Source organism: Mycolicibacter arupensis, from assembly GCF_002086515.1.
In the GTDB taxonomy this organism is placed as follows: Bacteria; Actinomycetota; Actinomycetes; order Mycobacteriales; family Mycobacteriaceae; genus Mycobacterium; species Mycobacterium arupense.
This window is the reverse complement of the sequence record NZ_MVHH01000055.1, coordinates 1-23,633: the sequence shown is the minus strand read 5'-3', so window position 1 is coordinate 23,633 and position 23,633 is coordinate 1. Positions and strand designations below refer to the sequence as shown.

18 protein-coding genes are annotated in these 23,633 nt (G+C 68.6%); 15 read left to right on the top strand and 3 right to left on the bottom strand.

The window, feature by feature from the left end:
* The first annotated feature begins 122 nt into the window (after positions 1 to 122).
* The 4 genes from BST15_RS22200 (at position 123) to BST15_RS18300 (ending at position 5,905) form a co-directional block, all read left to right on the top strand.
* Positions 123 to 422, top strand: coding sequence for a hypothetical protein (locus BST15_RS22200; RefSeq protein ID WP_157861750.1), 300 nt, complete (start codon positions 123 to 125; stop codon positions 420 to 422).
* Positions 311 to 3,892 (top strand): PE family protein, encoded by a 3,582-nt coding sequence (locus BST15_RS23120; RefSeq protein ID WP_165757142.1) that lies wholly within the window; start codon positions 311 to 313, stop codon positions 3,890 to 3,892. The genes BST15_RS22200 and BST15_RS23120 overlap by 112 nt, the downstream gene beginning before the upstream one ends.
* 129 nt (positions 3,893 to 4,021) lie before the next feature.
* Positions 4,022 to 5,290 carry a phosphoribosylamine--glycine ligase gene (gene purD, locus BST15_RS18305; RefSeq protein ID WP_046190470.1) on the top strand — a complete coding sequence of 423 codons (1,269 nt, stop codon included), beginning with the start codon at positions 4,022 to 4,024 and terminating at the stop codon, positions 5,288 to 5,290.
* A 30-nt stretch (positions 5,291 to 5,320) separates the two neighbouring features.
* Positions 5,321 to 5,905, top strand: a complete 585-nt coding sequence (locus BST15_RS18300; RefSeq protein ID WP_052751516.1) for a hypothetical protein — start codon at positions 5,321 to 5,323, stop codon at positions 5,903 to 5,905.
* 31 nt (positions 5,906 to 5,936) lie between these two features.
* Here BST15_RS18300 and BST15_RS18295 read toward each other — a convergent pair whose 3' ends face one another.
* Positions 5,937 to 6,779 carry an alpha/beta hydrolase-fold protein gene (locus tag BST15_RS18295; RefSeq protein ID WP_046190458.1) on the bottom strand — a complete coding sequence of 281 codons (843 nt, stop codon included), beginning with the start codon at positions 6,777 to 6,779 and terminating at the stop codon, positions 5,937 to 5,939.
* 78 nt (positions 6,780 to 6,857) lie between these two features.
* Here BST15_RS18295 and BST15_RS18290 point away from each other — a divergent pair, with 78 nt between their 5' ends.
* The 5 genes from BST15_RS18290 to BST15_RS18270 all read left to right on the top strand — a co-directional run bounded on the left by BST15_RS18290 (position 6,858) and on the right by BST15_RS18270 (position 13,272).
* A complete protein-coding gene (locus BST15_RS18290; protein ID WP_046190459.1) occupies positions 6,858 to 7,475 on the top strand; it encodes a TetR/AcrR family transcriptional regulator in 618 nt (205 codons plus the stop codon).
* Positions 7,476 to 7,591: 116 nt separating this feature from the next.
* On the top strand, positions 7,592 to 9,124 hold the full coding sequence (locus BST15_RS18285; protein ID WP_046190460.1) for a Re/Si-specific NAD(P)(+) transhydrogenase subunit alpha: 1,533 nt from the start codon (positions 7,592 to 7,594) through the stop codon (positions 9,122 to 9,124).
* 35 nt (positions 9,125 to 9,159) lie between these two features.
* Positions 9,160 to 10,581, top strand: coding sequence for a Re/Si-specific NAD(P)(+) transhydrogenase subunit beta (gene pntB, locus BST15_RS18280; RefSeq protein WP_046190461.1), 1,422 nt, complete (start codon positions 9,160 to 9,162; stop codon positions 10,579 to 10,581).
* Positions 10,582 to 10,624: 43 nt separating this feature from the next.
* Complete coding sequence (gene purB / locus BST15_RS18275; protein ID WP_046190462.1) at positions 10,625 to 12,043, top strand: adenylosuccinate lyase; 1,419 nt, start codon at positions 10,625 to 10,627, stop codon at positions 12,041 to 12,043.
* 5 nt (positions 12,044 to 12,048) lie between these two features.
* Positions 12,049 to 13,272, top strand: coding sequence for a cytochrome P450 (locus tag BST15_RS18270; RefSeq protein ID WP_046190463.1), 1,224 nt, complete (start codon positions 12,049 to 12,051; stop codon positions 13,270 to 13,272).
* Here the strand turns inward: BST15_RS18270 and BST15_RS18265 are convergent.
* Both BST15_RS18265 and BST15_RS18260 read right to left on the bottom strand, forming a co-directional pair.
* Complete coding sequence (locus BST15_RS18265; RefSeq protein ID WP_046190464.1) at positions 13,269 to 13,901, bottom strand: hypothetical protein; 633 nt, start codon at positions 13,899 to 13,901, stop codon at positions 13,269 to 13,271. The genes BST15_RS18270 and BST15_RS18265 overlap by 4 nt on opposite strands.
* A gap of 47 nt (positions 13,902 to 13,948) precedes the next feature.
* The gene (locus BST15_RS18260; protein WP_052751517.1) at positions 13,949 to 16,096 is read right to left on the bottom strand and encodes a cellulase family glycosylhydrolase; all 2,148 of its coding nucleotides are present in this window, start codon (positions 16,094 to 16,096) and stop codon (positions 13,949 to 13,951) included.
* Between the two features lie 129 nt (positions 16,097 to 16,225).
* Between BST15_RS18260 and BST15_RS18255 the strand changes: the two genes are divergently transcribed.
* The 6 genes from BST15_RS18255 to BST15_RS18230 all read left to right on the top strand — a co-directional run bounded on the left by BST15_RS18255 (position 16,226) and on the right by BST15_RS18230 (position 23,537).
* Positions 16,226 to 17,122 carry a phosphoribosylaminoimidazolesuccinocarboxamide synthase gene (locus BST15_RS18255; protein WP_046190465.1) on the top strand — a complete coding sequence of 299 codons (897 nt, stop codon included), beginning with the start codon at positions 16,226 to 16,228 and terminating at the stop codon, positions 17,120 to 17,122.
* Positions 17,119 to 19,245: a S9 family peptidase gene (locus BST15_RS18250; RefSeq protein WP_046190466.1), complete on the top strand. Its 2,127-nt coding sequence runs from the start codon at positions 17,119 to 17,121 to the stop codon at positions 19,243 to 19,245. Before BST15_RS18255 ends, BST15_RS18250 begins: the two co-directional genes overlap by 4 nt.
* A gap of 10 nt (positions 19,246 to 19,255) precedes the next feature.
* The gene (locus BST15_RS18245) at positions 19,256 to 19,744 is read left to right on the top strand and encodes a glutathione peroxidase (protein ID WP_046190467.1); all 489 of its coding nucleotides are present in this window, start codon (positions 19,256 to 19,258) and stop codon (positions 19,742 to 19,744) included.
* Entirely contained in the window at positions 19,744 to 21,087 is a 1,344-nt protein-coding gene (locus BST15_RS18240; protein ID WP_046190468.1) for a DUF2254 domain-containing protein, read from the top strand. Before BST15_RS18245 ends, BST15_RS18240 begins: the two co-directional genes overlap by 1 nt.
* Before the next feature lie 61 nt (positions 21,088 to 21,148).
* Positions 21,149 to 21,862 (top strand): DUF2334 domain-containing protein, encoded by a 714-nt coding sequence (locus BST15_RS18235; RefSeq protein ID WP_046190473.1) that lies wholly within the window; start codon positions 21,149 to 21,151, stop codon positions 21,860 to 21,862.
* Between the two features lie 19 nt (positions 21,863 to 21,881).
* A complete protein-coding gene (locus BST15_RS18230; RefSeq protein WP_046190469.1) occupies positions 21,882 to 23,537 on the top strand; it encodes an FAD-binding dehydrogenase in 1,656 nt (551 codons plus the stop codon).
* Positions 23,538 to 23,633: the final 96 nt, after the last annotated feature.

Sequence of the window (23,633 nt, the reverse complement as noted above, 5' to 3'; positions counted from 1 at the left end):
TGATGGCACTGCTGGTGGCAATGGTGGTGCTGGGGGCAGTGGTGGCCAGGGTGGTTTGAGTGCTGATGGGCTGACTCGGGCTGTTGATGGTGATGGCGGCAATGGTGGCGTCGGTGGTGCGGGTGGTCACGGTGCCCATGGTGGGGCCGGCGCTGTTGGTGGGGCTGGTTCTGCTGGTGGTGACGGGACTGCGGGTTCGGTTGATGGTGCTGCTGGTGAGCGTGGTGGCGAGGGTGGCGCGGGCACGCGTGGTGGCAATGGTGGTGCCGGCGGTGCTGGTGGTGTTGCCGGTACTGGCGCCAACAATGGTGTGGCCGGTGTTGGTGGCGTTGGTGGTAACGCCGGCAATGGTGGCAACGGTGGCGATGGTGGTGCCGGCGGTAGCGGTGGCAGTGGTCTGGGGCAGTCCGGTGCCGGTCTAGCTGGCGGCAATGGTGGCGCTGGCGGTGCTGGTGGCGATGGTGGTGCTGGTGGTGCGGCGGGCACTGCCGGTGCTGGTGGTCTCTCCGGTGATGGCACGCGGGCTGCTGAGGGTGCGGCGGGCACCGATGGTCTGCAGGGTCTTGGTGGTGTCGGTGGTAACGCCGGCAGTGGTGCTGATGGCACCGATGGGGCTGCGGGTCGTGATGGCCTCAGCGATGGCAACACCTCGATCGATGGTGAGGCCGGTCAGGCTGGTGGCGCTGGGGGTAATGCCGGTGTTGGTGGCGCCGGTGGCTCGGGTCGTGAGGGTCAGGGCGCTTCGGGTGCTGATGGCACCGCCGGTGTGGGTGGTCATGGTGGTGCTGGTGGCCGGGGTGCTGATGGTGTCGATGGCAGCCTCGCCACCGTCCCGGGGGGTAACGGCGGTGCGGGAACCAACGGTGGCAACGGCGGCAACGGCGGCGCGGCCGGCACCGGCGGCCGCAACGCCGATGGCAGTGCCAGTGGACTCGACGGGGCTCAGGGCAATGGTGGCGACGGTGGCAACGGTGGGGATGGCGGCGCGGGCTACCACGGCCTGAGCGGAGCCAACTCCGGCGACAACGGGCAAGAAGGCGGCAGGGGCGGCGCAGCCGGCTCCGGTGGTCACGGTGGTACCGGGGCCATCGGCGGCGCTGGCGGTAACGGCGGCAACGGTGGTCAGGGCGGCAACGGTGGTCAAGGCCGCGACGGCTATGACGCAGCAGGCGACGGCGATGCCCTTGCCGGGAGCCACGGCGGCAACGCCGGCGACGGCGGCAACGGTGGCGCCGGTGGCAGCGGAGGCCAGGGCGGCAACGGTGGAGCCTCGACAGCGGCTGGCGGCGTGGCAGGCGCGAACGGCAGCGGAGGCAATGGTGGTCAGGGGGGCAACGCCGGCACCCCCGGCGATGGCGGCGACGGCAAGGCGGGCGACGCAACCCACCTCGCCGGCGGCAATGGCGGCAATGGCGGCAACACCGGTGCTGCCGGAGCTGGCGGCGAATATGGCGCGGCCGGGACTGGCGGCCAGGCCGGTACCGGCCAGGCGGGCCAAGGCGGAGTGGCCGGCAACGGCGTCACCGGTGTCGTCGGAAACGGGGGCAACGGCGGACACGGCTACGACGCCGGCAGCGACGACCACGCCGCGGCGAGCGTCAACGGTGGAAGCGGCGGCGCCGGCGGCAACGGAGGCGACCGCGGTAATGGCGGCAGCGGCGGCAACGGAGGCGATGGTGCCGCCGGTGCGCAAGGTGCCGACGGCCACGACCCGGGTGCAGCAGGAAACACTGGCGGCGTCGGCGGGTCCGGCGGTCAGGGCGGCGCCGGCGGAGCCAGTGGCACCCAAGCCGGCAACGCTGGCTCTGGAGGAAACGGCGGCCACGGAGCCACCGGTGGTAACGGCGGCACCGGCAACGACGGAGCTGCCGGCAGCTTCGCCAACGGTGGGACCGGCAACGGCGGCAACGGCGGCAACGGCGGAGCCGGCGGACGTGGCGGCAACGGTGGCGACGGCGGTGCAGCCGGCACACTCAACAACGGCAGCGGCAGCGCCGGAACGCAAGGCGCCGGCGGCAACGCCGGCAGCGGGGGCAACGGTGCTGACCCCGGCGACGGCGGCAACGGGGCGTCCGGGATCGCGACTCACACCACCGGCGGCAACGGCGGAAACGGCGGCAACCTCGGGCTCGGGGGCGCTGCGGGTACGGCGGGAGTCGGATCGAACGGCAGTGGCCACGCCGGCAACTCCGGCAGCGCTCCTGCCGGCGGCATCGTCGGAAACGGTGGCGACGGCGGCGCCGGCTACACCCCGGCACCTCCCGCCGTCCCCGGCCAGACCGCTGCCAACGGTGGTGCCGGTGGCAATGGTGGCAACGGCGGCGACCACGGTAACGGCGGTAACGGCGGTTCAGGTGGCAACGGTGGACAGGGAGCCGACGCCACCACCATGCAGTCCGGTGGCGGTCAGGGCGGCAACGGCGGCAACGGTGGCACGGGCGGAAAGGCCGGCCTGGGCGGTTCGATCATGGGCTCGAACGGCGTGGTCGGCAACGGCGGCGACGGTGGTCGCGGTGGCGCTGGCGCCATCGGCCAGCTGGGTCTCAACAACGGTTACGGCGGCACCGGCGGTACTGGGGGCAATGGCGGCAACGCCGGAGATGCCAGTGGGCAGGTCGGCAACGGTGGTGTCGGAGGCGCGGGTGGTGCCGGAGCGGACGGTGACCGCGGATACAACGGTGGAACCGGCGCAAACGGTGGCAAGGGTGGAACCGGCGGTCTGGCGGGCAGCATCGGCCACGGTGGTGTGGCCGGCAGTGGCGGCGACGGCGGCGCGGGCGGAACCGGCGCGGCTGGCGTTGTGACGAACAACAACGGACAGGGTTTCAACGGCGGTAACGGCGGCGTGGGAGGTAACGCCGGCAACGCGACAGGCAAGGCGGGCAACGGTGGTGTCGGCGGCAATGGCGGAGCCGGTGCTCAGGGCCAAGTCGGATACAACAACGGCTACGGCGGCAACGGCGGCAGTGGCGGGACCGGCGGGCTGGCCGGCGCCGTGGGATCCACCGGACAGGTGGGCAACGGCGGTACAGGTGGTGCCGGCGGAGACGGTGCGGACGGCCGCGTCGGCTACAACAACGGCTACGGCGGCAACGGCGGGCACGGCGGGTCTGGCGGAAACGCAGCCAACAGCACTGGTCAGGCCGGCGCCGGTGGAGACGGCGGCAAGGGCGGCCATGGTGACCATGGCCAGCTGGGCTACAACAACGGCTACGGCGGCAATGGTGGTAGCGGCGGTAACGGCGGGCAGAGTGGATCGGTCGGCACTGCCGGTCCGAATGTCAGCAGGGGCGGCGATGCCGGTGACGGGGGCAACGGCGCAGACAGCACCTCCACCTCCAACAACAGCTACGGCGGCAACGGCGGCAGCGGGGGTCACGGCGGTAATGCCGGCGCTGCCACTGGTCAGGCCGGTTCCGGCGGGAACGGTGGTATCGGTGGAAACGGCCGGGCCGGCCGGATCGACGCCAACAACGGCTACGGCGGCAACGGCGGACGCGGTGGTGACGGCGGAAACGCCGGAAGTATCGGCCTCGACGGAGTCGGGGGCAACGGTGCCTATGGCGGCGACGGTGGCGCGGGCGCGAACGGCGAGATCTATCGCAACAACGGCACCGGTGGCATCGGCGGCACCGGCGGCGCCGGCGGCAACGCCGGCACCAGCAGTTCGGGCGTTTCGGCCAGCCGCGGCGGTGCTGCGCAGGGCAGCGAAAACGGCGACGGCGGCAACGGCGGCGTCGGCGGCAACGGAGCCAACGGAGTCGCCGGAGTCAACGGCGGCAGCCCCGGACAGGGCGGCGCGGGTGGCACCGCCGGAGCCGCGGGCACAGGCGGTTCGGGCGGGCAGGCAGGTTCGGTCGGCCAGGCCGGCGCATCGGGCGCCCCGGCCTAGCCGATGGGCCGGGCCCGGTGGTGCGCAGCTGGAGGCATGCAGCGCCATCGGCAGTGACCGACGCTAGATATCCTGTGTCGCGAGTCGCCGGCGGACCAGCGAGGCGAAACTCAGAGAGGAGTGGCGCCCATGCGCGTCCTGGTGATCGGTTCCGGCGCCCGGGAACATGCGTTACTCCTGGCTCTTCGCAAGGACCCCAGCGTGGATCACCTGGTTATCGCCCCCGGCAATGCCGGTACCGCGGCGGTGGCCGAGCAGCGTGACATCGACATCACCTCGGGTTCGGCGGTCACCGCCTTGGCTCGTGAGGTCGAAGCCGACCTGGTGGTGATCGGCCCGGAGGTGCCGCTGGTTCTGGGCGTGGCAGACGCGGTGCGTGCCGCCGGCATCGCCTGCTTCGGGCCATCGCAGGACGCCGCGCGCATCGAGGGCTCCAAGGCGTTTGCCAAAGACGTGATGGCCACCGCCGGCGTGCGCACTGCCCGCTCGGAGATCATCGACAACCCGGCTGACTTGGATGCCGCGCTCAACAACTTCGGGCCGGAAGCCGGTGAGGCGGCCTGGGTGGTCAAGGACGACGGGCTGGCGGCCGGCAAGGGCGTCGTGGTGACTGCGGATCGGGCAGCTGCCCGGGCACATGCCGCCGGACTGCTGGACAGCGGGCACCCGGTGCTGTTGGAGTCGTTCCTGGACGGCCCGGAACTCTCCTTGTTCTGCGTCGTCGACGGCGCCACCGTTGTCCCCCTGTTGCCGGCACAGGACTTCAAGCGGGTCGGTGACGGCGACAGCGGACCCAACACCGGTGGTATGGGCGCCTACGCGCCGTTGCCATGGTTGTCGGGGGAGGCCCTGGCGGCCATCGTCTCCGACGTCGTCGAACCCGTCGCGGCAGAACTGGTTCGGCGGGGCAGTCGCTTCACCGGCCTGCTGTACGCGGGGCTGGCGATGACGTCGACCGGGCCGGCGGTGGTGGAGTTCAATTGCCGCTTCGGCGATCCAGAGACCCAGGCGGTGCTGGCGCTGCTGGAGTCCCCGCTGGGGCAGTTGCTGCATGCCGCGGCTACCGGGGGGCTCAGCGAGTTCGGGGCACTGCGCTGGCGGGATGCGGCCGCGGTGACGGTGGTGCTGGCCGCGGAGAACTACCCGGGTCGACCGCGGGTCGGCGATGTGATCTCCGGCGCTGAGGCTGACGGGGTGCTGCACGCCGGAACCTCAGTGCGTGACGACGGGGCGGTGGTCTCCTCCGGAGGGCGGGTGCTGTCGGTGGTGGGTGTGGGAGCCGACCTGACTGCGGCGCGAGCCGACGCATATCGGATCCTCGATTCGATTCGACTGCCCGGCAGTCACTTCCGCACCGACATCGGAGCGGCCGCGGCCGCGGGGAAGATCCAGGTCTGAGCTGACGCGTCTACCGCTATCCTGTGTGACATGGCTGACGAAACCGAACCGGAGTCCACTGAATCCGAAAAGCAGGATCCCCCGGCAAAAAGTGCGACCCCGGAGAGGCGGCGGTCAGTTCCGGCCCCGGCTCCCTCCACCACCGGCCCCTTGCTGATCGCCGCGGCGGTCGCCTTGGTTGCAGGGCTCCTCGGCGGTGCGGCAGTGGCAGCTTTCTGGCATCCGTCATCGGGAGGCTCCTCATCGGGCGGCAAGTTCAGTGCCCAGCAGGCCGACGACGCCAAAAAGAATGTCTGCGACGCCGTCGTGATGGCGCGTCAGGCGGTCGCCAACAACATGCACATGAAGAACCCGGACCCGGAGAACCCCATCGCCCAGCTCGCGGTGGCCGCCAACGCCCGGTTGTCGTTGACGGCGGGCGCGGCGTATCTGCGCGGCAGGCTCGAAGCTGAGCCTGCGACGCCCGAAGACATTGTGGATTCCACCGAGAAGATGGCGGGCGCGCTTGAGCGCCTGAACCTCAGCTACCTTGTCGGGCAACCAAACTCCGAGCGTGAGCAGCTGGGGCATGACCTCGACAACCACATCACCACGTTGGGCAAGCTCTGCCAGTAAACGCTCACAGCCGCCCCCGGATCAGCCGGATCTAGGCCGTCAACAGCGGAGCGATCCAGGTCAACTCCGCAGGCAGCTGAGAACTCCAGTACGAACCGTCGTGCCCGCCGGGAGAGAAGCCACCTGCCGGCGGGCTGGGCAGTTGGGCGATGAACGCCTGGGTCGCCGCGGCGAATGGGTCGGCGTTTCCGCAGTCGACCCGGATCGGGATGGAGCCCAAAGCGGGCATCCCGAAGACCGAGTTCGCGGCGAAGTCCGTAGCGCCGTCGAAGGCTCCCGGTGCCGTCGCCCCGGCCGTCAGCCACAGCGCGGGACTGACGGCGCAGATGGCCGCTGTTCTGCGGGGGCCGAGTCTGCCTCCCAGCAGCAGCGCGCCGTACCCGCCCATTGACCAGCCGAGGAACGCCACCCGAGACGTGTCCAAGCCCTGATCGGCCAGCAGCGGCAACAGTTCGTCGGTCACCATGGCCCCCGAGTCCTCGCCGGAGGTCCGTCGGTGCCAATAGCTCCCGCCGCCATCGACGGCGACCACCGCGAACGGCGGCAGCCCCGCGTCCACCGCTTCCGCAAGGCCCTGTTCCACGCCCCCGGCCATCACCGTTGCGGCATCGCTGCCCTTGCCGTGTAGGGCGATCAGCGGACGCAGCGAACCGGTCTGACCCGGGGGCCGGGCGATCGCCCAGTTGGTGGTGACGCCGCCGCGTGCGGCCGAGGCGAATGATCCGGTGACCATCGTCGGTGCGCTCTGCGGTGGGGCCGCCGGTGCGTGCCGGGCACTGAGTAAAGAAGTCGCCCCCAAAGCGCCCGCGGCACTCGCGGCGGCCCCGAGGCGCAGTACCGCTCGTCGGCTCAATTCCGGCATGTCGGCCATCATGCCAGCGGGGCGCCGTTTGTCGGAAAAAGGCGGAAACCCATGATGCGGCGATACTCGGGCTGGCAGCATCTACGCGTAATGACAGCAGTAACGCCTAAGGGCGAACGCCGACGGTATGCGCTGATCAGCGCTGCCGCGGAGCTGCTGCGCGAGGGGGGATTCGACGCGGTGGGGCATCGCGCGGTGGCGCGGCGGGCCGGTCTGCCGTTGGCGTCGACGACCTACTACTTCTCATCCCTCGATGACCTCACCGCCCATGCGGTGGAACACATCGAGATGTTGGAGGTCGCGCAGTTGCGTGCCCGCGTCACCGACTTGACGCGGCGCCGGCGTAGCGCCGAGACCACCGCGGACATTCTGGTCGAGCTCCTCGTGGGGGTGGAAAGCGGCGAGCGGGTCGCCGAGCAATTGGTCTCGCGCTACGAGCGCTACATCGTCTGCTCCCGTCAGCCGGCGCTGCGCGACATCCAGCGCCGGATCCTTCGCCAACGATCCGAAGCGGTCACCGAAGCCGTCGAACGTTCCGGCCGGATCGCGCGGGTCGAGATGGCTTATGCCCTGGTTTGTATGGTGGACGGGGCGGTGATGGCGGCGTTGGTCGATGACCTGCAACGGCCACGGGTGGCAGCACGGGCCGCGGTGATCGACGTCATCGACATGCTCGCGCCACTCGATCAGCGCGCGGTGTCGGCCTGATTCGGCCGCGCGGTATGCTGCGGCGATCCTCTTGTCGGATTTTTGTAACCTGCAGTTAACAAGGGGAGTCAGCCGCCCGAAATTGGCGGAGAGATGCGAATGTGGAGAGCTACGTCATGAATATCGGTGTCCTATCCGAGGCGCAGCCTGGTGAGACGCGTGTGTCGGCGACGCCGACGACGGTCGCTGCACTGATCAAGCTCGGCTACGACGTCGTAGTGGATTCCGGTGCCGGTGACGCATCGTCCTTTTCCGACGCGGCGTACACCGAGGCTGGCGCCACCATCGGTGACGCACGCAGCGCGGACATCGTCTTCGGCGTCAACGCCCCGTCGACCGAGCAACTGGACGGGATGAAGCCGGGCGCGACGCTGGTGAGCCTGTTGGCGCCGGCATTGAACCCGGATCGGGTGGAGGATCTGGCACGCCGGCCGATCACCGCGCTGTCGATGGACGCGGTTCCGCGGATCTCCCGCGCGCAGTCGCTGGACGTGCTGAGCTCGATGGCCAATATCGCCGGCTACCGCGCCGTGATCGAGGCCGCCCATGTCTTCGGCCGGTTTTTCACCGGCCAGGTGACCGCTGCCGGCAAGGTCCCGCCGGCCAAGGTGTTGGTGGTGGGTGCCGGAGTGGCGGGCCTGGCGGCTATCGGTGCCGCCGGCAGCCTGGGCGCCATCGTGCGAGCCACCGACCCGCGTCCGGAAGTGGCCGACCAGGTTCGTTCGCTCGGTGGCGAGTACCTGTCGATCTTTGTCCCGGAGGCCGGGGAAGATGAGGTGTCGGCAACCGGTTACGCCAAGGAGATGAGCGACGACTACAAGGCCCGGGAGGCGCAGCTCTACGCCGACCAGTGCGCCGATGTCGACATCATCATCACCACCGCGCTCATCCCGGGTAGGCCCGCACCGCGGATCATCACCGCGGACATGGTGGCGTCGATGAAGCCGGGCAGCGTGATCGTCGACATGGCCGCCGCCAACGGCGGCAACGTCGAGGGCACCGTCAAAGATCAGGCCGTTGTCACCGACAACGGGGTCACGATCATCGGATACACCGACCTCGCCGGCCGATTGCCCGCCCAGGCGTCGCAGCTCTACGGCACCAACCTGGTCAATCTCATGAAGCTGATGACCCCCGGTAAGGACGGCCAGCTGGTGCTGGACTTCGACGACGTGGTGCAGCGGTCGATGACCGTGGTCCGCGACGGCGAGTCCACCTGGCCTCCGCCCCCAGTGCAGGTCTCGGCCGCCCCGGCCAAGGTCGCCGAAGCCCCGGTCGTGACGCAGGCGACCAAGGAGCCGATGTCCGCCGGACGCCGGCTTGGCGTGGTGGTCTCGGCTGCCGCGGTGCTGTTCGCGCTGGTCGCGATGGCTCCGGCCGCGCTGCAGGTGCACCTGATTGTCTTCGCGTTGGCGATTGTGATCGGTTACTACGTGATCGGCCACGTGCACCATGCGCTGCACACGCCGCTGATGTCGGTGACCAACGCAATCTCGGGAATCATCGTGGTGGGTGCGCTGCTGCAGATCGGCCACGGTGACACGATCATCACAAGTTTGGCCGCCGCGGCGATCCTGCTGGCCAGCATCAACATCTTCGGTGGTTTTGCGGTGACCCGCCGCATGCTCGCCATGTTCTCCCGCAGCTAGGCGCTGCGCACCCCGACTTGGAGTAGACCCCGCTTATGTTTTCTGTTGAGACCGCCGCCTCGGCGGCATACATCGTCGCGGCGCTGCTGTTCATCCTGGCGCTGGCCGGGCTGAGCAAGCACGAGACGTCCAAGGCCGGTAACAGCTTCGGCATTCTGGGGATGGCCGTGGCGCTGGTGGCGACCATCGCCTTGGCCGTGAACCACAGCATCCAGCCGGCTGGGCTGGCGTTGCTGATCGGCGCGACCGTGGTGGGTGCTGCGATCGGCCTGTGGCGCGCCAAGGTGGTCGAGATGACCGGCATGCCCGAACTGATCGCGTTGCTGCACTCGTTCGTCGGGTTGGCCGCGGTGTTGGTCGGCTGGAACGGCTACCTCCACGTCGAGGCCGCACGGAACGGGCCGGACGCGCAGGAGTTGGCGGCCTCGGGTCTGCTGGGCATTCACTCCGCCGAGGTGTTCATCGGCGTGTTCATCGGCGCGGTGACTTTCACCGGGTCCATCGTGGCCAACCTCAAGCTCTCGGCGCGGATGAAGTCCAACCCGCTGATGCTGCCCGGCAAGAACTTCCTGAACATCGGCGCCCTGGTCGCGTTCGTGGCCTGCACGGTGTGGTTCGTGCACGAGCCGCAGCTGTGGTTGCTGATCGCGGTCACCGTGCTGGCGCTGGCGTTGGGCTGGCACCTGGTGGCCTCCATCGGCGGTGGCGACATGCCGGTGGTGGTCTCGATGCTCAACAGCTACTCGGGCTGGGCGGCGGCGGCCTCGGGCTTCCTGCTCTCCAACGACCTGCTGATCATCACCGGCGCGTTGGTCGGTTCCTCAGGTGCCTACCTGTCCTACATCATGTGCAAGGCGATGAACCGCTCGTTCATCTCGGTGATCGCCGGTGGCTTCGGGATCGAGGCCGGGCCGTCGGAAGACAAGGACTACGGCGAGCACCGCGAGATCACCGCCGAGGGTGTGGCCGAACTGCTCTCTGGCGCTGACTCGGTGATCATCACCCCGGGCTATGGCATGGCCGTCGCTCAGGCCCAGTACGGGGTCGCCGAACTCACCCGAAAGCTGCGCGACCGCGGTGTCAAGGTGCGATTCGGCATCCACCCGGTCGCCGGTCGCCTCCCCGGTCACATGAATGTGCTGCTGGCCGAGGCCAAGGTGCCTTACGACATCGTTCTGGAGATGGACGAGATCAACGACGACTTCGGCGACACCTCGGTGGTTCTGGTGATCGGGGCCAACGACACCGTCAACCCGGCGGCGGCCGAAGACCCGTCCAGCCCGATCGCCGGCATGCCCGTGCTGACCGTGTGGGACGCCGACAATGTGATCGTCTTCAAACGCTCCATGGCGTCCGGCTACGCGGGCGTGCAGAATCCGCTGTTCTTCCGGCAGAACTCCGCCATGCTGTTCGGCGACGCCAAGGACCGGGTCGAGGACATCCTGCACGCGCTGTAGGTGTGCGACTCGGCCGAAGCACACGTCCGTAAGCTAGCTGCTCGTGAGCATTCCCAATGTGTTGGCCACCCGCTATGCCAGCACCGCGATGACAGACATCTGGTCGCCGCAGGCCAAGATCGTCGCCGAACGGCGACTGTGGCTGGCCGTACTGCGCGCCCAGTCCGAGTTGGGCGTCCCGGTCCCGGACCAGGCGATCGCCGACTACGAGGCCGTCCTCGGCGACGTCGACCTGGCCTCTATCGCGGCCCGGGAGCGGGTGACCCGCCACGACGTGAAGGCCCGCATCGAAGAGTTCAATGCGCTCGCCGGACACGAGCACATCCACAAGGGGATGACCAGCCGGGATCTGACCGAGAACGTCGAGCAGCTGCAGATCCGTCAGTCGCTGCAGCTCGTCCACGACCACGGGGTTGCGATCGCCGCGCGGCTGGTCACCCACGCGGTGGCCTACCGCGATCTGGTGATGGCCGGGCGTAGCCACAACGTCGCGGCGCAGGCAACCACCTTGGGCAAGCGGTTCGCCTCGGCCGCTGAGGAAACCCTGCTGGCGCTGACGCGCGTGCGAGAACTGATCGACCGCTATCCGCTGCGCGGCATCAAGGGGCCGATGGGCACGGCGCAGGACATGCTGGACCTGTTCGACGGTGACACCGCCAAGCTGGCCGAACTCGAACGGCGGGTGGCCGACTTCCTCGGCTTCGCCGCAGTGCTGACCAGCGTCGGGCAGGTCTACCCCCGCTCGCTGGACCACGACGTGGTCTCCGCGTTGGTGCAACTGGGTGCAGGCCCCTCCTCGCTGGCCCAGACCATCCGCCTCATGGCCGGCCACGAACTGGTCACCGAAGGTTTCGCGCCCGGCCAAGTGGGCTCGTCGGCGATGCCGCACAAGATGAACACCCGTAGCTGCGAGCGCGTCAACGGCCTGCAGGTGGTGCTGCGTGGCTACGCCTCGATGGCCGCCGAACTGGCCGGCGCGCAGTGGAACGAGGGGGACGTGTTCTGTTCGGTGGTGCGCCGCGTAGCGCTGCCGGACGCCTTCTTCGCCGTCGACGGACAGACCGAGACCTTCTTGACCGTGCTCGACGAATTCGGTGCCTACCCGGCGGTGATCACCCGCGAGCTGGATCGCTACCTCCCCTTCCTGGCCACCACCAAGGTGCTCATCGCCGCGGTGCGCGCCGGGGTGGGCCGCGAGGTCGCCCACGAGGTGATCAAGGAGCATGCGGTGGCTGTCGCGTTGGCCATGCGCGAGCGTGGCGCCGAGCCCGACCTGCTCGACAGGCTGGCCGCTGACGAACGGCTGCCCTTGGACCGCGCCGCCCTGGAGGCGGCCGTGGCCGATCGGCAGGCGTTCACGGGTGCGGCCGCCGATCAGGTGGACCGGGTTGCGGCTCAGGTGGCCGAGCTGGTCGAGCGCAATCCGGCCGCAGCCGCCTACGCCCCGGGCGCGATCCTCTAGCCGTCATGGACGTCCAGCAGCTCGAGGGCATCGACTTCACCGATCTGGACAACTTCGCCGACGGCTTCCCGCACGAGCTGTTCGCGCTGCACCGTCGGGCTGCCCCGGTGTTCTGGCACCAGCCCACCGCGCACACCCCAGACGGTGAAGGCTTCTGGTCGGTGGCCACGCACGCCGAAACCCTCGAGGTGTTGCGCGATGCGCAGACCTATTCGTCGGTCACCGGTGGGGAGCGACCCTTCGGTGGCACCGTGCTGCAGGACCTGCCGATCGCGGGCCAGCTGCTGAACATGATGGACGACCCGCGCCACGCCCAGGTCCGGCGGTTGGTCAGTTCCGGGCTGACTCCGCGGATGATCCGCCGCGTCGAAGAAGACCTGCGGCGCCGGGCCCGGGCACTGCTCGATGCCGTTGAGCCCGGCGTGCCGTTTGATTTCCTGGTCGACGTCGCCGCCGAGGTGCCCATGCAGATGATCTGCATCCTGCTGGGCGTGCCCGAGGCCGACCGGCACTGGCTGTTTGAAGCCATCGAGCCCAGCTTCGATTTTCGCGGCTCGCGTAAGGCGGTGGTCGCGCGGCTGTCCATCGAGGATGCCGGCAACCGGGTCTACACCTTCGGCCGGGAACTGATCGCGGCCAAGCGCGCCGACCCCGCCGACGACATGCTGTCGGTAGTGGCCAACTCGACCGACCCCGAACTCAGCGACCTCGAGGTCTACCTGTTCTTCCAGCTGCTGTTCAGCGCCGGTGCCGAGACCACCCGCAACGCCATCGCCGGCGGGCTTCTGGCGCTGGCTCAGCACCCCGATCAATACCGGCTGCTGCGCGCCGACCTCGACCTGTTGCCCACCGCCATCGAAGAGATCCTGCGGTGGACTTCGCCGGCTCCGTCTAAGCGGCGCACCGCCACCCGGCGCGCGGTATTGGGCGGGCAGACCGTCGAGCCGGGTCAGAAGGTCTTGGTGTGGGAGGGGTCGGCGAACCGTGATGAGCGTGTCTTCGATCGGGCCGGCCAGTTCGACATCAGCCGTAAACCCAATCCGCACATCGGGTTCGGTCACGGCGCGCACTTCTGCCTGGGCGCCCATCTGGCGCGATTGGAGCTTCGGGTGCTCTACGAGGAACTGCTGGGGCGCTTCGGTGAGGTGGCGGTGGTGGCGCCGGTGGAGTGGACGCGCAGCAACCGGCACACCGGGATGCGGCACATGATGGTGGAGCTGCGCCCCTAGCTCTTCGCCACGGGGGATCTCCGGGCCAGGCCGGCGGAGTGCAGCTCTAGGGCGGCCAGGCCGCCGATCACCGTAGGGTCGGCGTGGCGCCAGGCGCCGGCGGGGTCGGGACTGATCGCGGTCAGTTTGTTCAGGGGGCGATTGGTCAGCGCACGCAATGCCAGCAGCTGCTGCCCGGCGGGGTTTGAGTACAGGCCCAACACGGCCCGTTTACGCAGGAAGAACCGCAGCCGCAGGGCCAGCCACGGCATTGCCACCACCAGGATGGGCGGGGCCGCGACCGCGAACGCGAGTACGTAAGCCAGCCAGCCGGCGGTGGTGTTCAGGTTGTGGCCCGCCCCGGCGATGTCGACCGCGGCATGGCCTGCCGCGGTGAGGGGTTTGCTCACTGCGTCGCCCACCAACGGGATGCGGTCTGCGCTCTTACCCGCCGACGCCAGGCTGTCGGCCACGCCGTTGGCGCCGCGCTCGAACTGCTGGCCGACCCCGGCGATGGTGGTCACCGCGCCGTGCACCGCCAGCGCGATCATCACCCACAAGAAGGTCCATGCCGCGACGACGAGGTCGCTGAGCAGCTGGAGCAGCAAGCGGCCGGGGGAGGTGGCATAGGGCAGCAACCGGGACGTCATGCCTTCGATCCCAACACACCCGGCGCCCGTCCGGCAGGCGATGCGCCTCAGCTGTTGGGCGTGACGGTCACCGTGATGCTGGCGGCACCGGCGTCGGAGGCGATCACCAGCACCGGGGCGTTGGCGGCCGAGACGACCTGCCCGCCGGTGACTGCTACCTGGTAGCCGTCCGGGTAGAGGCCGGGCGGTACCGAGATGTTGGTGTGCGCTCCGGCGGCGAACTGCCCCGAACCGTCGGCCATCTCGGTGGAGTAGTTGAACGCGAAGGTGCCGTCGTTGAACGACCAGTTGCCCGGGATGCCGGCCACTGCCTGCGGATAGGGGGCGGCCAGTGCGTTCACCGCGTCGGTGGCGACGTTGTCGCCGGCCGGCGGCAGCTGCATGTCACGGACCAGGACGTTGTTGTAATCCCAGAAGAGCCAACCGAAGCCGTACTGGTTGGCGGACCCGGCGGCACCGGTGATGACGCTGGGGTTGGTGGTGTTGCCGAATTCGGTGAGCAGCGCCGGCACGTTGTGCGCCTGCGAGTAGGCGTTCGCGTGGCCCATGATGAAGTCGTCGAACAACCCGCAGCCGAAGTCACTGCCCAGGATCTCGTACCACGGGCAGTAGCTGTGGAAGGCGAAGATGGCGTTCGGGTCATCCGGTGGGGTCACGTGGGTGGGGACCGGCAGGTTGCCGAACAAGGTGTTGGAACCGAAGATGACCGGCGTGCTCGGGTCGACGGAGCGGATCGCGGCCGTCACCTGGTCATAGAACGGTGAGAGCTGCTGGGTGTCGAAGAACGGGTTGCCGAACGCGGTCGACAGATAGCCCGAACCCGGCCAGGGCTCGTTCATGAGTTCGTAGCCGGCGACGTGGGGATTGCCGTTGAACACGCCCGCGACGGCCTGGAACATGCTGGCGTAGTGGTTCTGCAGGCCTATCCCGTCCGAGGCGGGGGAGTTGGTCCAGAACGCATCCCAGGCGTGATTCACCGCGGCGTTGAGCGGGTAGTTCCACGGCCAGCCGAAGTTGATGTTGAGCGCATCGCCGATCTGCACGGCCCAGGCCGGTGCCCCGTCGCCGATCCCGGTGATGGTGTCGCTGTACAGGTCCTGATGCATGTCGATGACGCTGACGATGCCGTAGGACCCGAGCAGATCCACGGTGGCCTTGATCGATGCCAGATAGCCGTAGTCGATCTGTCCAGGGCTGGGTTCGACCCCGGACCAGATCACGCCGACGCGCACCGAGTTGATGCCGTTGGCGGCCAGGTACGCCGCGTCCTGGGCGTCGAAGTGGTCGGCCTCAGGGGTGAACGGGGCGTACTTGTTGACCTCATTGACCCCGTGCAGGATCACCACCCTGCCGTCGGCGTCGGTAAGCCAGGTGCCGGCGGTGCTGAACGCGCCGCTGCCGATCGGCGGGCCGCTGTCCAACATGCCGAAGGCGCCGACGGAACCGTGCGTGCCGAACAGTCCGGGGTTGCCTCCGGCCCCGCCCAGCGCCGGCCGCGCCCAGCCGGGAGTTGAGGCGATGCTGTCGCCGTAGCCGGCGTCGCCGCCGTTGCCACCTGCGGCGAACAGGCCGATACCGCTGCCGCCGTCGCCGCCGTTGGCGCCGTATCCGCCGTCTCCGCCGGCCCCACCATTACCCAGCAGCCAGCCACCGCTGCCACCGGCACCACCGGCGGCTTCGGCGCCACCGTCACCGCCCGCGCCGCCGTTGCCGATAAGCCCCGCCGCCCCGCCGGCCCCGCCGGCGACTCCGGTCTGATCGCTGTCCCACCCGGCGCCGCCGGTGCCGAACAGCCACCCCGCGGCGCCGCCGTCGGGGTCTGCCTCGGTGCCCGCATCGCCGTCACCGATCACAAAGCTGCCGAACCCGTTGAGGAAACCGGCGACCTGCTGGCCGGCCTGGGTGTCCAGCCACTGGTCCAGTCCGTTGTACAACGGCAGATAAATCGCCTGCTGGAACCAGTCGGTGAGGTCGAAGTTGGTGCCGCTGGCGATGCCCGGCCAGTCGCCGAACGTGTCGACAGAGATGCCGACCATCAGCTGTTCGAAGGCGTCCTCGATGTCCGCGTGTGCGACGGGCGCGGGCAGTCCGATTCCGAACGAGACCCCCGCTGCCGCCGCCGCAACGGCCAGGCCGGCACGGCGATTGGGCCGGTGGGGCCGGCGGCGGGAGTCGGCGTTGCGTGCGGGAACCATGAGCGGACCTACCTCGAAGCGTGGGAACCTATGCAATAACTATGAAGACACTAACAATTATCTGCATGTGATGTGTGGTTCCCCGTGCTGAGTTGGGGCCGGGTGCACCCTCCCCACTAGGCTGGCGCAATGCCGCGTCCCGCGCTCTCTGATTACCAGCACCTGGCCAGCGGCAAAGTCCGCGAACTCTATCGGATCGACGACCAGCACCTGCTGTTCGTCGCGACCGACCGCATCTCTGCGTTCGACTACATCCTCGACAGCGAGATCCCGGACAAGGGCCGCATCCTGACGGCGATGAGTGTCTTCTTCTTCGATCTCGTCGAGGCCCCCAACCACCTGGCTGGGCCGCCCGATGACCCGCGGATCCCCGATGAGGTGCTCGGACGGGCGCTGGTGGTGCGTCAGCTGCAGATGATGCCCGTCGAGTGCGTGGCGCGGGGCTACCTCACCGGCTCGGGTCTGCTGGACTATCAGCGCAGCGGCGCCGTGTGTGGCATTCCGCTGCCGCCTGGATTGGTCGAAGCCAGCAGGTTCGATAACCCCCTCTTCACGCCGGCGACCAAGGCCGAGATCGGTGAGCATGACGAGAACATCTCGTTCGCGCAGGTGATCGATCTGGTCGGTCCGGTGCGCGCAGGTCAATTGCGCGACCGCACCCTGGCCACCTACGTCCAGGCGGCCGACCACGCGCTGACCAAGGGAATCATCATCGCCGACACCAAGTTCGAGTTCGGAATCGACGAACACGACAACCTGGTGCTCGCCGACGAGGTGTTCACCCCGGACTCGTCGCGGTACTGGCCCGCCGACCACTACCGGGCCGGCGTCGTTCAGGACAGCTTCGACAAGCAGTTCGTCCGCAATTGGCTGACCGGTCCGGACTCCGGGTGGGACCGTTCCGGAGACCAGCCGCCCCCGCCGCTACCCGAGGACGTCGTCACCGCCACTCGCGCACGCTACATCGAGGCTTACGAACGGATTTCGGGCCTGTCCTTCGATGACTGGGTCGGCCCCGGCGCATGACCGACGCCTCCCAGGCCCTGCCTGGCCCGCCCACAGCCAAGCGGGTGGACAGCACCCGCACATATCACGGCGACGATTTCATCGACCACTACGAATGGCTGCGCGACAAGGCCGATCCGGCGGTGATCGCCCACCTGGAAGCCGAGAACGCCTACACCGAGGCTGCCACCGCGCATCTGGAGCCCTTGCGGCAGAACATTTTCGATGAGATCAAGGCGCGCACCAAGGAGACCGACCTGTCGGTCCCCGCCCGCCGAGGCGGCTGGTGGTACTACGGGCGCACCTTCGAAGGCAAGCAGTACGGCGTCCAATGCCGCTGCCCGGTCGCAGACCCCGACGACTGGAACCCCCCACAGCTCGACGAGCTCACCGAGATCCCGGGCGAACAGGTGCTGCTCGACCAGAATGTCGAGGCGCAGGGGCACGACTTCTTCGCGCTCGGTGCCGCCGCCGTCAGCCCGGACGGAAATGTCCTGGCGTACTCCGTCGACGTCGTCGGCGACGAAAGATACACCCTGCGCTTCAAGGACCTGCGCACCGGCGAACTGCTCGCCGATGAGATCGCCGGGATAGGCGCCGGGGTGACCTGGGCGACCGACAACAGGACGGTGTACTACGTAACCGTCGATGACGCCTGGCGCCCGGACACCGTGTGGCGCTACCGGATTGGTGCCCCTGACGAGCCCGCTGAACAGGTCTACCACGAGGCCGACGAGCGTTTCTGGCTGTCGGTGGGCCGCACCCGCAGCGACACCTACGTGTTGATCGCGGCCGGATCGTCGATCACCTCCGAAGTGCGCTATGCCGACGCGGCCGACTCGCATGCCGAGTTCACCGTGGTGCTGCCGCGCCGCGAAGGCATCGAATACTCGGTGGAACACGCGATCATCGGTGGCCAGGATCGATTCTTGATGCTCCACAACGATGGTGCGGTCAACTTCACCCTGGTGCAGGTGCCCGTCGACCGAGCCGGAGATCTCGCCGCGCAGCAGACGCTGATCGCAGGACGAGACGACGTGCGGCTGGACTCGGTGGACGCCTTCGCTGCACATCTGGTGGTCGGGTACCGTGCCGACGGCCTGCCCCGCATCGAGTTATGGCCGATCGGCGCCGACGGGCAGTTCCAGCCGCCGCAGCAGATCACCTTCGACACCGAACTGACCTCGGCCGGCCTGGCAACAAACCCGAACTGGGACGCCCCGAAACTGCGTGTGGGGGCGACGTCGTTCATCACCCCGGTGCGCATCTACGACATCGACACCGCGACGGGTGAACGCACGCTGCTGCGGGAACAACCCGTGCTGGGCGAGTACCGCAGTGCCGACTACGTCGAATACCGCGACTGGGCTCATGCGCCGGACGGCACCCGGATCCCGGTTTCGGTGGTGCACCGTGCCGGTATCGAACTTCCCGCGCCCACATTGCTGTACGGCTACGGGGCCTACGAGATGTGTGAGGATCCGCAGTTCTCGATCGCGCGACTGTCGCTGCTGGATCGGGGCATGGTGTTCGCCGTGGCCCACGTCCGCGGTGGGGGTGAACTGGGCCGGCTGTGGTACGAGGGCGGCAAGCTGCTGGAGAAGAAGAACAGCTTCAGCGACTTCGTCGCGGTGGGGCGTCACCTGATCGATGCCGGAATCTGCCGGCCCGGTCGCCTGGTGGCGATGGGGGGCAGCGCCGGCGGCCTGCTGATGGGCGCCGTGACCAACCTGGCGCCGGACCTGTTCGCCGGCGTGGTGGCGCAGGTCCCGTTCGTCGACCCGCTGACCACCATCTTGGACCCTTCGCTGCCGCTGACCGTCACCGAATGGGACGAATGGGGAAACCCGTTGGACGACAAGGACGTCTACTTCTACATGAAGTCCTATTCGCCCTACGAGAACGTCGCCCGATGCGACTACCCGCCGATTCTGGCCATGACCTCGCTGCACGACACCCGGGTGTACTACGTCGAACCGGCGAAGTGGGTCGCGGCGCTGCGGCACACCAAGACCGACGACAATCCCGTGCTGCTGAAGACCGAGATGAATGCCGGCCACGGCGGCATCTCCGGGCGCTATGAACGCTGGAAGGAGATCGCGTTCTCCTACGCCTGGCTGCTGTCGGTGGTCGGCTGCGGGTAACGTCGCGGCCATGAGCCTCGCCGATATCCCGCTGACCACCCTTGACGGCCGGTCCATTTCGCTGGCCGACTATGCCGACCGCGCGATCCTGGTCGTCAACGTCGCGTCCAAATGTGGACTGACTCCGCAATACGGCGCGCTGGAAAAACTCGCGCAGGACTACGGTGACCGCGGGCTGACCGTATTGGGCGTGCCCTGCAACCAGTTCATGGGCCAAGAACCCGGCACGGCCGAGGAGATTCAGACCTTCTGCTCCACCACCTACGGTGTGACGTTTCCGCTCTTGGCCAAGACCGATGTCAACGGTGCGCAGCAGCACCCGCTGTATGCGGAGCTGACCAAGGCTGCCGACGCCGAGGGTGCCGCCGGTGACGTGCAGTGGAATTTTGAGAAGTTTCTGCTTGCCCCCGGCGCCACAGTGGTCAACCGATTCCGGCCCACCACCGTGCCCGACGCGCCCGAGGTGATCGCCGCCATCGAAGCCGTCCTGCCTGGGTGATGCACACCCGGTCGGAACGCTTCCCCAGTGTGCGGGCCGCGGCGCTGGCCTACCGGTTCCGGGAAAGCCTTTTCGCCTTACCGCTGCTGATCGTGGTCGGCGGGATGGCGCTGGCGGTCATCACCCGGGTGGTGGACGGCAACATCGGCCCCTCCCCGCGCTACCTGCTGCAGATGGACAGTGGCGTGGCCACCACGCTGTTGTCCACCATCGCCGGTGCGACCATCACCACCGCCGGGGTCATCTTCTCGTTGACCATCGTGAGCCTGCAGCTGGCGAGTTCGCAGCTGTCGCCACGGGTCATGCGGTGGTTCATTCGGGACCGGCTCAGTCAGGTCGTCATCGGCCTGCTGGTGGCGACCTTCGTGTACTGCGTGCTGAGCCTGCCCGATCTCGATGGTTCATCGCCCGTGCCGGCGCCGCCGCTGACCGTCACCGTGGCGATCGTGTTGACCATCGCCACGGTGATCACGATCATCGCCCACGTCGACCACTTGGCCCATCGGTTGGAGGTGGGACAGGTGGTTCGCGAAATCGCCGCGGAGGGCTCGATGGTGATCGATGCCGTCGCGGCCGCCGCTGTGCACGAGCGACCGGCCCACGACGCCGATATGGACGTTCCGCAGAACGCTTTGAGGCTGACTTCGCCCGGCAACGGCTGGGTCAGTCAGGTGCACGCCGAACGGCTGTTGGCCGCCATCCCGGCCGGCACCACTATCCGGCTGGACACCCGTGTCGGCGCCTATATTCATCTCGGGCAACCCCTGGTCACCATCTGGCCGGTGCCCGCCCACCCGGATCGGGTGCGGCACAAGCTGGCCCGGGCCGTTGTCGTCAGTGACAGTCGGACCATGCAGGAAGACGTCGACTTCGCGTTCCGTCAATTGGTCGACATCGGACTGCGGGCGCTGAGTTCGGCGATCAACGACCCCACCACCGCGGTGGAGGCCACGCTGCGCGTGGGAAGCCTATTGCGCCGGGTCCTGTCGGCACCACCGCGACTGCCGGCCGTGGCCGGCCCAGAAGGGCGAATACTGTTGCGGCCCTGGGACCTGGACCCCAAGGAATACATCGGACACGGATTCGATCAACTCCGCCAGGCCGCGCCCTCCCAGCCCTTGGTGGCGGCGGCGATCCTGCGGGTGTTGCGGATGCTGGTCGCACACGCCAAGGAGTCCGGTCGGCCCGAGCATCTGCCGGCGCTGCGTGAGCAGACCGAGCTGCTGGTGGACTCGCTGGAGCGCGCGCCGGATCTGCACCCGCGTGATCTGGCCCGGCTCAAGGCGATCGCCGCCGACACCACCGATCCGGCCGACCACAGCCGTCGTAACCCCACTCCGTAGCGCCGCCTGGCGTCTTCCTTGACGTCACCGGGTGGACACCTGCACTGGTCACACTGATGTGGTGACCGGACAACTGATCGTCTCCGTCTCCGGGATCGGGGCCCGCACGCGTGACGATGCCGAGGCATTCTGCGCGCAACTGGACGCTCGGGGCGTGGGTGTTTCGCTGCTGGTGGCGCCGCGTCTGGGTGCCGACTACCGCCTCGATCGCGATCCCGGCACCGTCGACTGGCTGACCCAGCGGCGGGCCGCCGGCGCCGCGATCGTCCTGCACGGCTTCGACGAGGCCGCCACCAAGCGGCGCCGCGGCGAATTCGCCACGCTGCCCGCCCATGAGGCCAATCTGCGACTGCTGGGTGCCGATCGCGTATTGGAGCACCTGGGCCTGCGCACCCGTCTATTCGCCGCGCCCGGCTGGACCGTGTCGCAGGGAACGGTGCGAGCCTTGCCGCGCAACGGATTCAGGCTGCTCGCCGGTCTGCACGGAGTCACCGACTTGGTGCTGGGCCATACCGAGCGGGCGCGGGTGATCGGTGTCGGTGCCGGCTTTCTTGCCGCGCCCTGGTGGTGCCGCATGGTGGTGGCGACCACCGAACGCATTGCGCGACGCGGCGGACTGGTGCGCCTGTCGGTCGGCGCCCGCCAGTTGAACAAACCGGGTGTGGCCGCGGCGATGTTGGAGGCGGTGGACACCGCGATGGGTCATGGTTGCCGACCGGAGCGCTACCGCTGGCCGCAGCCGGTGGTCGATCTGGGCGCGGAGCTCAGCGCCTGAGTCGTTACCCTGGGACGCCATGAACGCTAAGGCGGACGCCGATGCCATCGTTGTCGGGGCAGGTCTGGCCGGTCTGGTGGCGGCCTGCGAGCTGGCGGAGCGCGGCCAGCGAGTGCTCATCGTCGACCAGGAGAACAGTGCCAACGTAGGTGGACAGGCCTTCTGGTCCTTCGGTGGGCTCTTCCTGGTCGACAGCCCTGAACAACGCCGACTCGGGGTACGTGACAGTCACGAACTGGCGCTGCAGGACTGGCTGGGCACCGCGGGCTTCGATCGGCCCGAGGACTACTGGCCGCGACAATGGGCGCACGCCTATGTGGATTTCGCCTCGGGCGAGAAACGCAGCTGGCTGCGGGCCCGTGGTCTGAAACTCTTTCCGCTGGTGGGCTGGGCCGAGCGTGGCGGGTATGGCGCTATCGGACACGGCAATTCGGTGCCCCGGTTCCACATCACCTGGGGCACCGGTCCCGCCCTCGTGGAGATCTTCGCGGGCCGATTGCGGGACCGCCCCCGGGTCCAGTTCGCGCACCGGCACCGCGTCGATGAGCTGATCGTCGACGGCGGCGCGGTCACCGGAGTGCGGGGGAGCGTGCTGGAACCCAGCACTGCGCAGCGCGGGGTGGCATCTTCTCGGAACATCGTGGGGCAGTTTGAGTTCCGTGCACCGGCGGTCTTGGTCACCAGCGGTGGCATCGGTGGCAACCTCGACCTCGTGCGGCAGAACTGGCCGGCGAGAATGGGCCGGGTGCCCGAGCAGCTGTTGGCCGGAGTGCCGGCGCATGTCGATGGCCGGATGATCGGCATCACCGAGGCGGCCGGCGGCCGGGTGATCAATCGGGACCGGATGTGGCACTACACCGAAGGCATCACCAATCACGATCCGATCTGGCCGGGCCACGGTATCCGGATCATTCCGGGTCCCTCATCACTGTGGCTCGACGCCGCCGGCGCACGACTGCCCGGGCCGCTCTATCCCGGCTTCGACACCCTGGGAACTCTTGAGCACATCGCCCGGTCCGGACAGGACTACACCTGGTTCGTGCTCAATCGGCGGATCATCGAGAAGGAATTCGCGCTGTCGGGCCAGGAACAGAATCCCGACCTGACCAGCCGCAGCCTGCGTCAGCTGGCCACGTCCCGGGCCCGCTCCGGACCGCCTCCGCCGGTGCAGGCGTTCATCGACCGGGGGGTCGATTTCGTACACGCGGCGTCGCTGCGCGAGCTGGTCGCCGCGATGAACGCTCTGCCGGACGTGGTCCCGCTGGACTATGCCACCGTCGAGGCCGAGGTCACCGCACGCGACCGCGAGGTCGCGAATCGATTCAGCAAAGACGGGCAGATCACCGCGATCCACGGCGCCCGGGCCTACCTGGGCGATCGGATCGGCAGGGTGGTGGCCCCGCACCGGCTGACCGATCCCGCCGCGGGCCCGCTGATCGCCGTGAAGCTGCACATTCTGACCCGCAAGACGTTGGGCGGCTTGGAGACCGACCTGGACGCCCGAGTGCTGGGTGCAGACGGCAAGCCGGTCGACGGGTTGTATGCGGCCGGGGAGGTGGCCGGATTCGGCGGCGGCGGGGTGCACGGCTACCGGGCGCTGGAGGGCACATTCCTGGGCGGCTGCATCTTCTCCGGTCGGGCCGCCGGCCGTGGTGCCGCCGCCGACATCGCCTGAGGCCCGCTCGGCTATCCGCCCAGTGTGAAGCCAACTTCACGTTCGGCGGCCCAGCGTGAAGCCAACTTCACGTTCGGCGGTGGGGGCCGGGGGCCC

Excerpts from the sequence above, each read along its gene's own strand:
- BST15_RS18255 (WP_046190465.1), top strand. The coding sequence starts at position 16,226 with ATGCCGCGTCCCGCGCTCTCTGATTACCAGCACCTGGCCAGCGGCAAA.
- BST15_RS18230 (WP_046190469.1), top strand. The coding sequence starts at position 21,882 with ATGAACGCTAAGGCGGACGCCGATGCCATCGTTGTCGGGGCAGGTCTG.
- BST15_RS18240 (WP_046190468.1), top strand. The coding sequence starts at position 19,744 with ATGCACACCCGGTCGGAACGCTTCCCCAGTGTGCGGGCCGCGGCGCTG.
- BST15_RS18300 (WP_052751516.1), top strand. The coding sequence starts at position 5,321 with ATGGCTGACGAAACCGAACCGGAGTCCACTGAATCCGAAAAGCAGGAT.
- BST15_RS18270 (WP_046190463.1), top strand. The coding sequence starts at position 12,049 with ATGGACGTCCAGCAGCTCGAGGGCATCGACTTCACCGATCTGGACAAC.
- BST15_RS18295 (WP_046190458.1), bottom strand. The coding sequence starts at position 6,779 with ATGATGGCCGACATGCCGGAATTGAGCCGACGAGCGGTACTGCGCCTC.
- BST15_RS18265 (WP_046190464.1), bottom strand. The coding sequence starts at position 13,901 with ATGACGTCCCGGTTGCTGCCCTATGCCACCTCCCCCGGCCGCTTGCTG.
- BST15_RS18250 (WP_046190466.1), top strand. The coding sequence starts at position 17,119 with ATGACCGACGCCTCCCAGGCCCTGCCTGGCCCGCCCACAGCCAAGCGG.
- BST15_RS18260 (WP_052751517.1), bottom strand. The coding sequence starts at position 16,096 with ATGGTTCCCGCACGCAACGCCGACTCCCGCCGCCGGCCCCACCGGCCC.
- BST15_RS18245 (WP_046190467.1), top strand. The coding sequence starts at position 19,256 with ATGAGCCTCGCCGATATCCCGCTGACCACCCTTGACGGCCGGTCCATT.
- pntB (WP_046190461.1), top strand. The coding sequence starts at position 9,160 with ATGTTTTCTGTTGAGACCGCCGCCTCGGCGGCATACATCGTCGCGGCG.
- BST15_RS18285 (WP_046190460.1), top strand. The coding sequence starts at position 7,592 with ATGAATATCGGTGTCCTATCCGAGGCGCAGCCTGGTGAGACGCGTGTG.
- purD (WP_046190470.1), top strand. The coding sequence starts at position 4,022 with ATGCGCGTCCTGGTGATCGGTTCCGGCGCCCGGGAACATGCGTTACTC.
- BST15_RS18290 (WP_046190459.1), top strand. The coding sequence starts at position 6,858 with ATGACAGCAGTAACGCCTAAGGGCGAACGCCGACGGTATGCGCTGATC.